The organism is Variovorax sp. GW460-12-1-14-LB1 (genome assembly GCF_059423605.1).
On the sequence record NZ_JBWKYF010000018.1, the window covers coordinates 32,576 to 47,395 of the forward strand.

The window sequence follows — 14,820 nt, forward strand, 5'->3', positions numbered from 1 at the left end:
CGCCGCGTTCGTCGCGGCCCGACGGTGCGTCGTCGCGCAACGACGGTGTCAGCGGCGCAGCGCGGCCGTGAGCGCCGACGGCGACCGGTAGCCGGTGCGGCGCGCCGTCTCGGCCACGCTCAGGCCTTCGAGCCGCAGTTCGCGCGCATGGGCCAGCCGCAGCGTGCGCAGCCACAGCATCGCGCTGCGGCCCTGTTCCTCGCGGCAGCGCTGCGCGAACTGGCTGGGGCTCAGGCAGGCGACCTCGGCCAGGTCGGCCACGCCCAGCGGCCGGTGCCAGTTCGCCTGCGCCCAGGCCGCGAGGGCCGGCCAGTCGATGCGGCGGCGGCGCGTGTCGGCGACCGACGGCGCGGCGCCCCAGGCTTCGAGCAGCAGCGCCGGGCCGTGCTGCAGGGCGAGGGCCGCGTGCTGCGGCTGCTGCAGGCAGTGCGCGAGGTAGCGGGCCAGCGCATGCAGCCGGGGTGCGTCGGCCGGCGGCTGTTCGACGCAGCGTGCCCACGGGGCGTGCGGGGTGTCGAGCACGAGGCAGACGCTGCCACCGCGCCGGGCCTCGAAGTCGTGGCGGTCGCCGGGCGCGACCACCTGGGCCTGGCCCGTGCCGATGCCCGAGCCGCGGCCTTCGACTTCGATCTCGAGCACGCCGTCGAGCCCGAGCAGCACCTGGAAGTGGTCGTGCGCATGGCTGCCGCGAGATGGCGTGTAGTCGCGCAGCGAGAGGACGGGGGCGGGCGTGGGCATGGCGGGAACGATTGTCCGCGCCGCCCCGCCGCCTGTCATCACCCCAGCCGCAGCAGCAGCGCCGAGGCCGCGCACACCAGCAGGAACGGAATGCTGATGCGGTGGAACTCGCGCAGCCCGTGCGGCAGCCTGGCCAGCCGCAGCGCGATCAGGTTGGCCAGCGAGCCCAGCACGCAGCCGAAGCCGCCCACGCTCACGCCGGCCGCGAGCGCGGGCAGGTCGTGCACGTAGCGGTCGAGCAGGATCGCCGCCGGCACGTTGCTGATGACCTGCGAGGCGGCAATGGCCGCCAGGTAGGCGCGCCAGCCCTCGCCGATAGGCCAGTGGCCCAGCAGCGCCGCCACGGCGGGCAGCTCGGCGGCCTGGCGCAGGTCGACGAACATCAGCGCAATGATCGCCAGCAAGGCCCAGTCGATGCCGCGCAGCACGCGCGGGTAGGTGAGCAGCAGCACGCCGAACACCGCGCCCAGGCCGGGCAGCAGCCAGTGGCGGTCGAGCGCGACCACGAAGCCGACGAACAGCACGCCGGCCAGCGCCAGCAGGCGCGGCTGCACGGGCGCGGCCTCGGTCTCCTCGCGCAGCGCGATCGGCGTGCGCGGCACCAGCCACCACACGGCCACGAAGAGCCAGAACAGCATGATCGCCACGGTCGGGCCCATCATGGCCATGAAGCCGAAGAAGCTCTCGCCCGAGCGGTGCCACAGGTACAGGTTCTGCGGGTTGCCGATGGGCGTGAGCGCCGAGCCGGCGTTCACGGCCAGCGCCTGCAGCACCACCAGCCGCGCCAGCGGCAGGTGCGCCTGCACGGCCAGCACGCGCGTGAGTGGCACCAGCAGGAACAGGCTCACATCGTTGGTCACCAGCGCCGACAGCAGCGCGGCCGTGGCCGTGAGCGCCATCGCCAGGCCGCGCTGGCTGTGCGTGTGCGCCAGCAGGCGCCGCGCGGCGGCCTGCAGCATGCCGCTCTTCTCGACGCCCTGCGTGATGGCGAGCAGGCCCGCCAGCGCGCCCACGGTCTGCCAGTCGACCAGCCGCAGCCAGTCCATCGGCGCGCGCGGGCGCACGAAGGCGAACACGACCGCGACGGCCACGAGCACCCACAGCAGGCCGTTGCCGCCGCCGTGTTCGGGCGGGGCGGTGTCGGTGCTTGCGGCGCTCACTCGGTCAGGCGCTCAGGTCGCGCAGCTCGCGCTTGAGCACCTTGCCGATCGCGCTGCGCGGCAGCTCGTCGATGAAGCGCAGGCGCGCCAGCCGTTGCGTCTTGCCGACCTGCGCGTTGGCCCACTGCAGCAGCGCGTCTTCGGTGGTGGCGTCGCCCTCGCGGCGCACCACGAAGGCCACGGGCGTCTCGCCCCACTGCTCGGACGGCACGCCGACCACCGCCACGTCGGCCACTGCCGCATGGCCGCGCAGCACGCCTTCGAGGTCGCTCGGGTAGATGTTGAAGCCGCCGCTGATGATCATGTCCTTCTTGCGGTCGAACAGCGTGAGGAAGCCGTCGGCGTCGAAGCGGCCCACGTCGCCGGTGCGGATGAAGCGCTTGCCGGTGGCGTCGAACCATTCGGCCTCGCGCGTCTTCGCGGGCTGGCGGTGGTAGCCGGTCATCATGCCGGCCGAATGGCCCACCACCTCGCCGGCCACCTCGGTGTCGCCGCGCGGCAGCTCGTTGCCTTCCTCGTCGATCAGGCGGATGTCGCTGCCTGGCGCGGGCTGGCCCACGGTGTGCAGCTTGGTCGGGTTCAGGTGCGCCTCCAGGATGCAGGTGCCGCCGCCCTCGGTCATGCCGTAGAACTCGACCAGCCCGCCCGGCCAGCGCTTGAGCACGTCGGCCTTGAGCGCCGCGTTGAAGGGTGCGCTGGTGCTGAACTTGTGGCGGAAGGTCGACAGGTCGTGCGCGTCGAAGCGCGGGTGCGCCATCAGGCGCTGGTACTGCACCGGCACCAGCATGGTGTGCGTCACGCGGTGCTGCACGGCCAGCTGCAGGTAGCCCAGCGCGTCGAACTTGGGCATCAGCACCACGCAGCCGCCGAAGGCGAGGGTGGGGAAGAAAACCACCAGCGTGGTGTTGGAGTAGAGCGGCGTCGACAGCAGCGTGACCGTCTCGGGCCCGTACTCGTACTTGGCGCCGCGCTGGATGTGCGACCAGCGCATGCCGTGACCCTGCACGATGCCCTTGGGCTCGCCGGTGGTGCCCGACGAATAGATGATGTTGAAGGCCCAGTCGGGCTGCACGTCGACCGGCTCCGGCTCCGGCTTCGCGCCGGGCGCCGCGAGCCAGTCGTCGAGCGCGCGGCCGGCGTTGGAGCCGTCGAGCGCGATGTGCGGCAGGCCGGTGGCCTGGGCGGCGCCGACCACTTCGGCGGCCGAGGCGTCGGTGAACAGCAGGCGCGCGTCGGCGTCGGTGATCATGCGCGCCAGGCTGGCGGGCGCCGAGCCGGGGGCCAGCGGGGCCACCGCGACGCCCGCGCGCAGCGCGCCCAGGAACACGGCGGCGTAGGGCACCGACGAGGCGGCGCAGACGGCGATGGCGTCGCCGGCGCGCAGGCCGTCGCGCTGCAGGGCGGCGGCGATGCGATCCATGAGCGCGTCGAGCGCGCGGTAGTCCAGCGTCTGCTGGGCATCGGCCAGCGCGGGGCGCTCGGGGGTGTGCTGGGCGTGGAGGCGGACCAGGTCGGCAAGGGTGCCGAAGTCGCGCGCGGTGGCGTCCTGGAGGGCGGGGTGCAAGTTCAAGGTCGATCCTTCGTCTGGGGCCAGACGGCAGGATAGCGAAGAAGCCCGCCGCGGGGTGTGCCGCCCGCGACGAAACCCTGCTCAGTCGGCCGTGTCGTCGCCCTGCTGTGCCACCTCGAACAGCGCGCGGATCAGCGGCCGGTCCTTGCGCACCGCCAGGCAGCACAGCGAGTAGCTGATCGACAGTTCGTCGTCGTCGATCTCCACCATCTTCAGGCCGGGCAGCGGAATGCACTCGATCTGCGTCACGAAGCCCACGCCCATGCCGTTGGCCACGGCGTGCAGGATGGCCTCGCGGCTGTTGATCTCCATCACGCAATTCATCTGCACGCCCTGCTGCGCGCAGGCGCGCTCCACGCGGTGGCGTGTCTTGGAGCCGGGCTCGCGCAGGATCACCGGCTCGCCCGCGATGTCGCGCGTGGCGATGGTGCGCTTCTTGGCCCACGGGTGCTTCGCGGGCACCACGGCCACGATGCGCTCCACGCGGTACGGCACCTGGTGCAGGCCTTCGATCTCGGGCGGCTCCACGAGGATGCCCACGTCGATGTCGAAGTCCTGCAGCCCGCCGAGCGTGGAGGCTTCGGAGCCGATCGACACCGTCAGGTCGAGCCCGGCGTGGCTGCGCTTGAAGCTGCGCGCCAGCTCCAGCGCGATGGGCGGCGACACCGCGCCCACGCGCACCAGCCCCGTGCGCAGCTTGTGGGCGCGCTGCAGGAACTGCATCGCTTCTTCTTCCTGCCCGAACAGGCCCTGCGTGATCGCATACAGCTGCTCGCCCGCGGCCGTGAGCCGCACGGCGCGCCCGCTGCGCAGGAACAGCTCGACGTTGAAGCGCTCTTCCAGCGCCTTGACCTGGTCGGTCACGGTGGGCTGGCCGATGTGCAGGTAGCGCGCGGCCGTGGTGAAGCCGCCGGTCTTGGCGACGGCGTGGAAGCAGCGGATCCACTTGTAGTACTGGTGAAACATGGGGCGATCGTGAGGGGCGTGCGCCGAGCCTCCCTCAGATGCGGCGCTGGCGCCTATGCAGGCTTTCCCCAAGGCATCCATCGGTTTTGGACCGAGTGCACGCGCGAAATGCGATTGGACGCCCCGGTGCGCCGCTTCGACACTGCGACCCAGACAGAAACCGGAGACAAAAAACATGCCCCACGCCTACCGCAACCCCGTGTCCATTCATTCCGGGCGAGGCAGCCTCGCCCGGCTGCCCGCGCTCCTCGCGGGGCGCCGCGTCGCCCTCGTCACCTTCCCCGAGGCCCGCGGGCTGGGCCTGGTCGATCGCCTGCAGGCGCTGCTGGGCGACGCGCTCGTCACCGTCATCGACGACGTGCGCCCCAACCCCGACGTCGCCCACCTGCGCGACCTGTACAACACCTTCTGGCAATCGGACGCGCCCTGCGACGCCATCGTGGCGGTCGGCGGCGGCAGCGCCATCGACACGGCCAAGGCCCTGATGGTGGGTACGGCCAACGGGCAGTTCGACGAACTCGTCGCGTTGCTGGCCACCGGCAAGCCCTTCGTGCCCGCCAGCGTCAAGCCGCTGATCGCCGTGCCGACCACCGCCGGCACCGGCAGCGAAGTGACGCCGTGGGCCACCATCTGGGACGCCGGCAACCAGAAGAAATACTCGCTGCACCTGGACGCCACCTGGCCCGAGGCCGCCATCGTCGACCCCGAGCTCATGCTCTCGGTGCCGGCGGGCACCACGGTGTCGACGGGGCTCGATGCGCTCTCGCACGCGCTCGAAGCGATCTGGAACGTCAACGCCAACCCGGTCTCCGACACTTTCGCCGTCTCGGCCGTGCGTGACATCTTCGACTGCCTGCCGGCGCTGCTCAAAGACCTGGGCAACCTCGACCTGCGCGAGCGCATGGCGCTGGCCGCGTTGAAGGCCGGCATGGCGTTTTCCAACACCAAGACGGCGCTGGCGCATTCCATCTCCTACGAGATGACGCTGCGCCACGGCCTGGCCCACGGTATCGCCTGCTCGTTCACGCTGCCCCTCGTGCTGGAAAAAGCGTGGGCCCGCTCGCCCGACCGCGACCGGACGCTGCAGCTGCTGTTCGGCACCGACCTGGCGACCGCCACGCAGCGACTGCGGGCTTTCCTGCAGGGGCTTGGCGTGAAGACCGAGTTTGCCGACTATGGCGTTGCGGACAGCGAAGCGGCGGCCATGATCGCGCGGGCCATGGACGGGGCGCGCGGCAAGAACTTCATCGGCGCGGCGGCGTTGGCCTGACAGGCGGGGACTGCGCAGCGAGAAAAGACAGAGACAGCCAGACAAGACAGACAGCATGCCGGCCATCGAGCCGGCCCCACGGGCCCCATGCCCGTCAAGACAAGGAGACATACCATGCAAGCGGCCAATCCCATCCTGCAGGCGGGCACCTACGCACGCCCCCTCGACAATTCGTTCCGCAAGGCGCAGTGGCGGATGCTGCTGGCGGCCATGTTCTGCTACTTCTTCTTCTACACGGGGCGGCAGACCTTCGGCTTCGCCATCCCGGGCATCCAGAAGGAGTTCGGCCTCTCCAAGGAAATGCTCGGCTGGGCCTCGACCTCGCTGCTGTGGTGCTATGCCGTCGGGCAGGCCATCAACGGCAACCTGGGCGACAAGTTCGGCGGACGCCGCGTGATGACCGCCGGCGCCATCCTCTCGTGCGCCGCCAACTGGGTCGTGAGCTTCGCGGTCGGCTTCAAGAGCCTGGCGATCCCGTGGGGCATCAACGGCTACTTCCAGGCCCTGGGCTGGGCGCCGGGCAGCCGGCTGCTGTCGAACTGGTGGGGCGCGGGCGAGCGTGGCAAGGTCTACGGCTTCTACGTGTTCGCCGCCGGCTGCGCCTCGGTGCTGTCGTTCGTGACCTCGATCATCGTCGTCAACGTGCTGCACCTCGACTGGCGCTGGATCTTCCGGCTCCCCGTGCTGCTGATGCTGGTGGGCGGCATCGCCTTCTACCTGATCGCCCGCGAACGGCCGGAAGACCTGGGCTTCAAGTCGCCTGACACCGGCGTGGCCAACAACAACCCGCAGGAAGCCGACAAGGCCGGCGTGGCCGACGGCGAGCCGCAAGAAAGCTCCTGGTCGCGCTACAAGGCCGTGCTCAGCAACCCCAAGCTGATGATCGCCGCGCTGGCCATCGGCTTCCAGAACGCCGCACGCTACGGCCTCATCGTCTGGGTGCCGGTGCACTTCCTGGGCAAGGACTGGGCCAAGGCCGCCGACGGCATGATCGACCCGGCCTGGATCTCGGTGGCGCTGCCCGTGGGCATGGCCTTCGGTGCGCTCACCAACGGCTGGATCTCCGACAAGGTGTTCGGCTCCAAGCGCTACAAGGCCATCGTGCTGTACATGCTGCTGGGCGCCATCGCCTCGATGGGCATGTACCTGCTGCCCACCAGCATCCTCGGCCTGGGGCTGCTGTTCCTGGCGGGCTTCTTCGTCTACGGCCCGGCCTCGTCGTTCTGGGCCCTGTGCCCCGACCTCGTGGGCGCCAAGCGCGCCGGCACCGCCACCGGTGTCATGAACTTCTTCTCGTACCTGCTGGCCGGCCTGGGCGAACCGCTGATCGGCCGGATGCTGGACCACTCGGGCAGCACCTCGGTGGTGTTTCCCATCGTCGCGGCCAGCTGCCTCATCAGTGCCTTCATCGCGCTGTTCATCCGCCGCTGAAGCCCGCGCACCGACACACCCAACTTGCCAAGGAGCATCTCTTCATGAAATCCGACTCACTCGAAGTGAACGGCCGCAGCTACCGCTGGATGGTCCGCCCGGTCGTCGTCGTCTGCGTCGACGGCTGCGAGCCGGCGTACCTCGATGCGGCCATTGCCGCTGGCGTGGCACCGTACCTCGAGGCCATGCGCAAAGGCGGCGCCGACCTGCTCGCCGATTGCGTCGTGCCTTCGTTCACCAACCCGAACAACCTGTCGATCGTGACCGGTGCGCCGCCCGCGGTGCACGGCATCTGCGGCAACTACTTCTTCGACCGCGAGCTGGGTCAGGAAGTGATGATGAACGACCCCAAGTACCTGCGTGCCGGCACCGTGCTGGCCGCCTTTGCCGATGCGGGCGCCAAGCTCGCCGTGATCACCGCCAAGGACAAGCTGCGCAAGCTGCTGGGCCACCAGATGAAGGGCATCTGCTTCTCGTCCGAGAAGTCGGACCAGGTGACGATGGAGGAGAACGGCATCGACAACGTGCTCGACATGGTCGGCATGCCCGTGCCTTCGGTGTACAGCGCGGAGCTCTCGGAGTTCGTGTTCGCCGCCGGCGTGAAGCTGATGGAATCGCGCCGCCCCGACCTGATGTACCTGTCGACCACCGACTACGTGCAGCACAAGGCCGCGCCGGGCAGCCCTGCCGCCAACGCGTTCTATCAAATGATGGACGGCTACCTCGCGCAGCTCGACGCACTCGGCGCCACCATCGTGCTCACGGCCGACCACGGCATGAACGACAAGCACGGCGCCGACGGCTCGCCGAACGTGATCTACCTGCAGGACGTGCTCGACGGCTGGTATGGCCCGGACCGCGCGCGCGTGATCCTGCCGATCACCGATCCGTACGTGGTGCACCACGGCGCGCTCGGCTCGTTCGCCACCGTGTACGTGCCCAGCGAAGACGAGGTGCCCGGCTGGATCGACCGCATCCAGCGCATCCCCGGCATGCAGCTCGTGCTCTCGCGCAAGGAGGCCGCACAGCGCTTCGAGCTGCCGCCCGACCGCATCGGCGACATCGTGGTGGTGAGCGAGCAAAGCACCGTCATCGGCACCTCGGCCACGCGCCACGACCTCACGGCGCTCGAAGTGCCGCTGCGCTCGCACGGCGGCGTGTCGGAGCAGAAGGTGCCGCTGATCTGCAACCGCCCCGTCGCGGGCGTGGCGAGCACGCGCCGGCTGCGCAACTTCGACGCGCTCGACCTCGCACTGAACCACGCCCAAGGCCCACTGGTGGCCGCCGCCTGAACTTATTTGACGGAGCATTCCATGAGCAAGTCCGACCACGCCGCCCTGAAGCCCGGCACCGTGTACCGCGAAGCGCTGCGCATCGCGGGCGAGAAAGTCCATCGCGACCGCACCATCGAGGTCACCTACCCGTACACCGGCGAGGTGATCGCCACCGTGCCCAAGGCCACGCTGGACGACGTGCGCAACGCCCTGCGCATCGCCCGCGACTACAAGCCCACGCTCACGCGCTACGAGCGCTACAAGATCCTCATGCGCGCCGGCGAGATCATCGCCTCGCGCCTGGACGAGATGTCGCGCACCATCACGCTCGAATCGGGCTTGTCGCGCAAGGACTCGCTGTACGAAGTGGGCCGCGCCTCCGACGTGCTGCTGTTCGCCGCCAACCAGGCGCTGGTGGACGACGGCCAGGTGTTCTCCTGCGACCTCACGCACCACGGCAAGAGCCGCAAGGTCTACACGATGCGCGAGCCGCTCTTGGGCGCCATCACCGCCATCACGCCGTTCAACCACCCGCTGAACCAGGTGATCCACAAGGTGGCGCCGGCCATTGCGACCAACAACCGCATCGTCCTGAAGCCCAGCGAGAAGACGCCGCTCACGGCCTTCCTGCTGGCCGACATCCTGTACGAAGCGGGCCTGCCACCGCAGATGCTGTCGGTGCTCACGGGCGACCCGAAGGAGATCGCCGACGAGCTGCTGACCAATGCCGACGTCGACCTCGTCACCTTCACGGGTGGCGTGCCCATCGGCAAGTACATCGCGGGCAAGGCCACCTACAAGCGCCAGATCCTGGAGCTGGGCGGCAACGACCCGATCATCGTGATGGAAGACGCGGACATCGAGGAGGCGGCGACGCTGGCTGCGAACGGGTCGTACAAGAACTCGGGGCAGCGCTGCACGGCGGTGAAGCGCATGCTGGTGCACGAATCGGTCGCTGACCGCTTCGTCGAACTGCTGGTGGAAAAGACCCGCGCGCTGAAGTACGGCGACCCGATGGACCCAGACACCGACATGGGCACCGTGATCGACGAAGCAGCGGCCAAGCAATTCGAAGCGGTCGTGAACGAAGCCATCGCAGCGGGCGCCAAGCTGCTGTACGGCAACGAACGCCGCGGCGCGCTGTACTCGCCCACCGTGCTCGACCACGTCGACCCCGAGATGACCGTCGCCAAGCACGAGACCTTCGGCCCCGTGTCGCCCGTGATCCGCTTCAAGAACATCGACGAGGCGATCCGCATCTCCAATGGCACGGCCTACGGCCTGTCGTCGTCGATCTGCACGAACCGGCTGGACTACATCACGCGCTTCATCCGCGAGCTGAACGTGGGCAGCGTCAACGTGCGCGAGGTGCCGGGCTACCGCCTGGAGCTCACGCCCTTCGGCGGCATCAAGGACTCGGGCCTGGGCTACAAGGAAGGCGTGCTCGAAGCGATGAAGAGCTTCACCAACACCAAGACCTACTCGCTGCCATGGTGACCGGCGCGGCGCACGAGGCGCTTGGCGCATCGCGCGCCGTACGGGAGACCCCACCGCCGATGGCGCTGGCCGTGGCGGCCAAATGGCTGTCGCGCTACAGCCGCGCGCCCATGCCTTCGGCCAAGGTGATCGACTCGGAAAGCGGGACAGCCGGCGACGGAGACCGCAACGCCGCACGCTGGATCGCCTGACCCGCCAGCACGCGCGCCTGCGCGTCGGCGGCGAGGATGTCGTCCAGGTTCTCGTGCGCGGACGAGGGCGCGTGCTGCAGGCAGTCTTCCACCACGTGCGCAATGTCGGTGTAGCGCAGGCGCCCGTTCAGAAAGGCATCGACCGCCACTTCGTTCGCCGCATTGAGCGTCACGCTCGCCGCGCACCCCTCGCGCAGCACCTCCAGCGCCAGGCGCAGGCAGGGAAAGCGCTTCAGCTCCGGCGCGGCGAAGCTCAGGTGGGCGAGCTGCAGGAAGTCCAGCGGCGCCACGCCCGAGTCGATGCGCTCGGGCCAGGCCAGCGCGTGCGCGATCGGCGTGCGCATGTCGGGGCGGCCCAGCTGCGCCAGCACCGACTGGTCGGCATAGGCCACCATCGAATGGATCACGCTCTGCGGGTGGATCACCACCTCGATGCGCTCGGGCGGCATCGCGAACAGCCAGCGGGCCTCGATGGTCTCGAGGCCCTTGTTCATCATCGTCGCGGAGTCGACCGAGATCTTGCGGCCCATGCGCCAGGTCGGGTGCGCGCACGCTTCGTCGGGCGTGATGCGGTCCAGCGCCTCGATCGGGCGGTGCAGGAACGGCCCGCCCGACGCGGTCAGCACCAGCCGCTGCACGCCCGCGCCGCCGGCCGGCGCGCCCGCCAGGCACTGGAAGATCGCGTTGTGCTCGCTGTCCAGCGGCAGCAGCGTGGCGCCGTGCGCGGCCACCGCGCGCATGAACAGCGCGCCGGACATCACGAGCGCCTCCTTGTTCGCCAGCAGGATCTTCTTGCCCGCGCGCGCCGCCGCCAGCGACGACAGCAACCCCGCCGCACCGACGATGGCCGCCACCACCGTGTCGCAGCCCGCCGACTGCGCGACCTCGCACAGCGCCTGCGGGCCGTGCATGACCTCGGTGCGCAGGCCGGCCGCGCGCAGCCGCGCCTGCAACTGCATGGCGTCTCGCGCATCGCCGACCACCGCGACCTCGGGGCGGAAGGCGACGCAGTGCGTGAAGAGCTTGTCGAAGTTGCGGTGCGCCGTCAGCGCATGCACCGTGAAGCGGTCGGGGTGGCGCGCCACGAGGTCGAGCGTGCTGTCGCCGATCGAGCCGGTGGCACCGAGCAGGGTGAGGCGTTGCGTGGCCATGGCGGTGCCTTCAGACGGCAGCGATCGGCACGACGCGCTCGCGCGAAGACGGCTTCATCCACGCACCGAGTCGCTCGCTCGCCTCGGCATCGGCGCCGTAGCGCGCGGCCACGTAGGTCTCGACCAGCCGCGTGAAGTCGTCGGCGATGTGCTCGCCCTTGAGCGTCAGCGCGCGTTCGCCGTCGATGTACACCGGCGCCACCGGCTGCTCGCCCGAGCCCGGCAGCGAGATGCCCAGGTGCGCGAGGCGGCTCTCGCCGGGGCCGTTGACCACGCAGCCCATCACGGCCACGTGCATGTCTTCCACGCCCGGGAAGCGCACGCGCCAGGCCGGCGCCTGCGCGTGCAGCCAGCCTTCGATCTGGCTGGCCAGCGACTGGAAGAAGGTGCTCGTGGTGCGCCCGCAGCCGGGGCAGGCCGTCACGCTGGGCGTGAAGGCGCGCAGGCCCATCGACTGCAGGATCTGCTGCGCCACCAGCACCTCGCGCGTGCGGTCGCCGTTCGGCTCGGGCGTGAGCGACACGCGGATCGTGTCGCCGATGCCCTGCTGCAGCAGCACGCCCATCGCGGTGGCCGAGGCCACGATGCCCTTGGAGCCCATGCCGGCTTCAGTCAGGCCCAGGTGCAGCGGGTAGTCGCAGCGCGCGGCGAGCTCGCGGTACACGGCGATCAGGTCCTGCCCCTGGCTCACCTTGGCCGACAGCACGATGCGATCGGGCGGCAGGCCGACGTCTTCGGCGCGCGCGGCGTTCTCCAGCGCCGAGACGATGAGCGCCTGGCGCATCACCTCGTCGGCCGGCTGCGGCTGCGCCGCCTGCCCATTGGCGTCCATCAGACGCGCCAGCAGCGCGGGGTCGAGGCTGCCCCAGTTCACGCCGATGCGCACCGGCTTGCCGTGGCGGCAGGCGATCTCGATGAGCTGGCAGAACTGCGCGTCGCGCTTGTCGCCCCGCCCGACGTTGCCCGGGTTGATGCGGTACTTGGTCAGCGCCTGCGCGCAGTCGGGGTACTGCGCGAGCAGGCGGTGGCCGTTGAAGTGGAAGTCTCCCACCAGCGGCACGTGCACCTGCTGGCGCGCGAGCGCGTCGCGGATCGGCGCCACCTGCGCGGCGGCCTCCTCGTTGTTCACGGTGAGGCGCACCAGCTCGGCCCCGGCGCGCGCGAGCGCAGCGACCTGTGCCACGGTGGCGGCCGCGTCGGCGGTGTCGGTGTTGGTCATGGCCTGCACGGCCACGGGCGCGTCGCCGCCGATGCGCACGGTGCCGACGCGCACCTGCCGCGAGCGGCGGCGTGCGACGGGCGGTTTCATGGCGTGGCCTTGCCGACGCGCGTTGATGATCCGGGCATGGTCGAGGCTCCTTGGTCCATCGTGGCGGCACCCTGGCGCTACGGGCGGTCGAGCACGACGTGGCGCGAGCGCGTCCAGTCCCAGCCGTTGCCGCGGCTGTCCACGTAGCGGTCGTTCTCCAGGATCCAGCGCAGGTTGCCGGCGCACATCAGGCCGAAGCTGTCCAGGTACAGGCCGAAGCGATCGGCGTCGGGGCGATGGGCGTAGCGGCGGCGCAGCAGCTCGCAGGCGTCGACGCGCGTGCGGTCGGCCTCGCGGATGCGCTGGCAGAGGATGTCCGCGGCCTCCTGCGGGCTGTGGCCGTGCGCCATGCGCAGGCTTTCCATCGCGTTGAGGGTCACGCCCACGGCATGCTCCTTGTGATGGGAGAGCAGGTCGTTGACCAGCGCGACGTGCTCGTTGGTGGCCAGGATGGCGCGCTGCAGGTCGGCGTCCTGCGCCAGCAGCTCGGTCAGGTCCAGGTCGTAGATGAACTCGGAGACCGGGAAGTAGGGCAGCAGCCCCGTGTTGGGATGGCGCAGCGCAAGAAACTCGTCGTACGGCAGCACCTTGCCTTCGGCCACCAGCCCGGCCTCCACTTCCACGCTGTCGAACCAGGCCTTCCACTCCAGGCAATAGCGGCGGTAGACCTGCGGCGACATGGACTGCCTGAGCCGGCCGAAGATGTCCGCGGCCGCGCGTGCCAGCGGGTGGCCTTCCAGCAGCGCGACGTCGCCGTCGCCGCACACCGCGTGCCGGCCCAGCGGCATGTCGTCGATGGCCAGGATGAGGCCCGTCACGCACGAGGTCAGGAAGATGCGGTCGGCCGAGCCGATCGGAAACAGCAGGCAATCCCACATCGGAAGGTGCAGGCGCAGGAATTTCAGCCGCGTCGCTTCGTCCGGAAACGGCAGGAACTCGCGGCCCCAGGCGGCATTGCGCTCGTCGATCACCGGGTAGTCGGTGTGGATCTTCGGGGGCACGCTGCAGAACATCTCCGGGATATGGAAGCTCACTTCGGGAAAGACGATGCGGTCGGGGTAGTTCATGGTGGGGTTCCGGTGGTCTTGGGGTGGGCCGTGGGTCAGGAAACAGGCGCGAGGGGCTCTGCCGATGCACCGGCTGCGCCCGCACCCGAGGCCGCCGACGAGACCGGCGGCACCGGGCGGATGGGAAAGACGCGCTTGTCGGTGGACGACGGCGGATAGAACCGGGCAGACCAGCGCCGGAACTCCGCAATCCCGCGATCGCCCCGGAGCAACTTGGGACGGCCGAGGAAGGCGCGGGCGTTCCAGATCGGAAAGTCGATCTGGGCAAAGCTGGCCAGCCAGCGCTTGGCCACCGGACCCAGCAGCGCATAGGCGGCCCGTCGCAGCGGCCGGGGCAGGCGTTCGAAGAGCGCGAGCTCAAAGGTGTCGATCCAGCTCATGGTCCATTCCATGGGCGCGGTGGGCGTGGAGTACAGCATCGTGATCACGCGAAAACCGATGCGGGACATCTCGCTTTCCGCCTGCACATGGCCCATGCCGAACTGCCGCATGCGCATGCGCATCGGCTGCCCGTGCCAGCGCGCGGTCAGCAGCGTTTCCATCCAGCAGTCGCCCACCTCGTAGGTCGCGGCGGTGTCCGTCAGTCCGTGGAGCCAGCCGAAATGCACCTGGTCGACGCTGTTCTCGCCAGTGTCCTGGGGATAGCCGCGCATCTCGTGGCTGCTGTGCTGCGGCGGCGATGCGAACGCGCTCAGGTCGCGCTCGGGCACCTCCCAGTTCGGCGGCCGGTTCTCGTGGTCCGCCCACACCATCACCGCGCCGTTGACTTCCTTCGTGTAGCGCAGCGTGAGCGATGCATCGGGAGGCGTGGTGCCCTGCCCGGTGCGCACGCAGCCGCCCTCGGGGCTGAACGCCAGGCCATGGAACGGGCAGACCAGTTCCTCGCCCTGCACCTTGCCTCCCACGCCGAGGTGGGCCCCCAGGTGCGGACAGTAGGGGTCGATGGCGCAGGCGCGCCCCGCGGCCGTCCGGTACAGCACCAGGTCCTGGCCCATGAAGGGCACGGTGCGCACGGTGCCCGGTGGGAGGTCCCGGCTGAAGCAGACCGAGAACCAGCCGTCGGGGTAGGGCAGCGGTGCGCGTGTTTCACCCACGGTGCTGCGCCTGTTCGATGGCATGCCGCCGGATGCGGGCGGGGCGACGTCGCTGGCCGTGGCCTGGGGGAGGGCTGCAGTTCTCGTCATCATCTTCTCCGT

Annotated in this window: 12 protein-coding genes; 4 read left to right on the forward strand and 8 right to left on the reverse strand. The window is 70.0% G+C overall.

Annotated features, from left to right (window positions below):
- Window positions 1-48 precede the first annotated feature (48 nt).
- From AC07Y4_RS11900 to AC07Y4_RS11915, 4 genes are all read right to left on the reverse strand, one after another.
- Window positions 49-738 carry a helix-turn-helix domain-containing protein gene (locus AC07Y4_RS11900; RefSeq protein ID WP_487847403.1) on the reverse strand — a complete coding sequence of 230 codons (690 nt, stop codon included), beginning with the start codon at window positions 736-738 and terminating at the stop codon, window positions 49-51.
- A 38-nt stretch (window positions 739-776) separates the two neighbouring features.
- Window positions 777-1,898, reverse strand: a complete 1,122-nt coding sequence (locus AC07Y4_RS11905) for an SLC13 family permease (protein ID WP_487847402.1) — start codon at window positions 1,896-1,898, stop codon at window positions 777-779.
- Window positions 1,899-1,902: 4 nt separating this feature from the next.
- Window positions 1,903-3,462 carry a class I adenylate-forming enzyme family protein gene (locus AC07Y4_RS11910; protein WP_495274580.1) on the reverse strand — a complete coding sequence of 520 codons (1,560 nt, stop codon included), beginning with the start codon at window positions 3,460-3,462 and terminating at the stop codon, window positions 1,903-1,905.
- Between the two features lie 87 nt (window positions 3,463-3,549).
- Window positions 3,550-4,434 carry a LysR substrate-binding domain-containing protein gene (locus AC07Y4_RS11915; protein WP_062480075.1) on the reverse strand — a complete coding sequence of 295 codons (885 nt, stop codon included), beginning with the start codon at window positions 4,432-4,434 and terminating at the stop codon, window positions 3,550-3,552.
- 175 nt (window positions 4,435-4,609) lie between these two features.
- On the opposite strand from AC07Y4_RS11915, the gene psrA reads away from it, so the two are divergent.
- From psrA to phnY, 4 genes are all read left to right on the forward strand, one after another.
- Window positions 4,610-5,704 (forward strand): iron-containing alcohol dehydrogenase PsrA, encoded by a 1,095-nt coding sequence (psrA, locus tag AC07Y4_RS11920; protein ID WP_447747618.1) that lies wholly within the window; start codon window positions 4,610-4,612, stop codon window positions 5,702-5,704.
- Between the two features lie 114 nt (window positions 5,705-5,818).
- Entirely contained in the window at window positions 5,819-7,135 is a 1,317-nt protein-coding gene (locus AC07Y4_RS11925; RefSeq protein WP_062480079.1) for an MFS transporter, read from the forward strand.
- A 44-nt stretch (window positions 7,136-7,179) separates the two neighbouring features.
- The gene (gene phnA / locus AC07Y4_RS11930) at window positions 7,180-8,427 is read left to right on the forward strand and encodes a phosphonoacetate hydrolase (RefSeq protein WP_487847401.1); all 1,248 of its coding nucleotides are present in this window, start codon (window positions 7,180-7,182) and stop codon (window positions 8,425-8,427) included.
- Between the two features lie 21 nt (window positions 8,428-8,448).
- Window positions 8,449-9,906 carry a phosphonoacetaldehyde dehydrogenase gene (gene phnY, locus AC07Y4_RS11935; RefSeq protein ID WP_487847400.1) on the forward strand — a complete coding sequence of 486 codons (1,458 nt, stop codon included), beginning with the start codon at window positions 8,449-8,451 and terminating at the stop codon, window positions 9,904-9,906.
- A 94-nt stretch (window positions 9,907-10,000) separates the two neighbouring features.
- On the opposite strand, the gene ispC is transcribed toward phnY, so the two are convergent.
- From ispC to AC07Y4_RS11955, 4 genes are all read right to left on the reverse strand, one after another.
- Window positions 10,001-11,248 (reverse strand): 1-deoxy-D-xylulose-5-phosphate reductoisomerase, encoded by a 1,248-nt coding sequence (gene ispC, locus AC07Y4_RS11940; protein ID WP_487847399.1) that lies wholly within the window; start codon window positions 11,246-11,248, stop codon window positions 10,001-10,003.
- Between the two features lie 10 nt (window positions 11,249-11,258).
- On the reverse strand, window positions 11,259-12,557 hold the full coding sequence (ispG, locus tag AC07Y4_RS11945; protein WP_487847398.1) for a flavodoxin-dependent (E)-4-hydroxy-3-methylbut-2-enyl-diphosphate synthase: 1,299 nt from the start codon (window positions 12,555-12,557) through the stop codon (window positions 11,259-11,261).
- Between the two features lie 77 nt (window positions 12,558-12,634).
- Window positions 12,635-13,624, reverse strand: coding sequence for a terpene synthase family protein (locus tag AC07Y4_RS11950; RefSeq protein ID WP_070063787.1), 990 nt, complete (start codon window positions 13,622-13,624; stop codon window positions 12,635-12,637).
- A gap of 35 nt (window positions 13,625-13,659) precedes the next feature.
- Entirely contained in the window at window positions 13,660-14,808 is a 1,149-nt protein-coding gene (locus AC07Y4_RS11955) for a Rieske 2Fe-2S domain-containing protein (protein ID WP_216360110.1), read from the reverse strand.
- Window positions 14,809-14,820: the final 12 nt, after the last annotated feature.

Coding starts and splice junctions, on each gene's coding strand:
- ispC (WP_487847399.1), bottom strand. CDS start 11,248: ATGGCCACGCAACGCCTCACCCTGCTCGGTGCCACCGGCTCGATCGGC.
- ispG (WP_487847398.1), bottom strand. CDS start 12,557: ATGAAACCGCCCGTCGCACGCCGCCGCTCGCGGCAGGTGCGCGTCGGC.
- phnY (WP_487847400.1), top strand. CDS start 8,449: ATGAGCAAGTCCGACCACGCCGCCCTGAAGCCCGGCACCGTGTACCGC.
- psrA (WP_447747618.1), top strand. CDS start 4,610: ATGCCCCACGCCTACCGCAACCCCGTGTCCATTCATTCCGGGCGAGGC.
- AC07Y4_RS11915 (WP_062480075.1), bottom strand. CDS start 4,434: ATGTTTCACCAGTACTACAAGTGGATCCGCTGCTTCCACGCCGTCGCC.
- AC07Y4_RS11955 (WP_216360110.1), bottom strand. CDS start 14,808: ATGACGAGAACTGCAGCCCTCCCCCAGGCCACGGCCAGCGACGTCGCC.
- AC07Y4_RS11950 (WP_070063787.1), bottom strand. CDS start 13,624: ATGAACTACCCCGACCGCATCGTCTTTCCCGAAGTGAGCTTCCATATC.
- phnA (WP_487847401.1), top strand. CDS start 7,180: ATGAAATCCGACTCACTCGAAGTGAACGGCCGCAGCTACCGCTGGATG.
- AC07Y4_RS11900 (WP_487847403.1), bottom strand. CDS start 738: ATGCCCACGCCCGCCCCCGTCCTCTCGCTGCGCGACTACACGCCATCT.
- AC07Y4_RS11925 (WP_062480079.1), top strand. CDS start 5,819: ATGCAAGCGGCCAATCCCATCCTGCAGGCGGGCACCTACGCACGCCCC.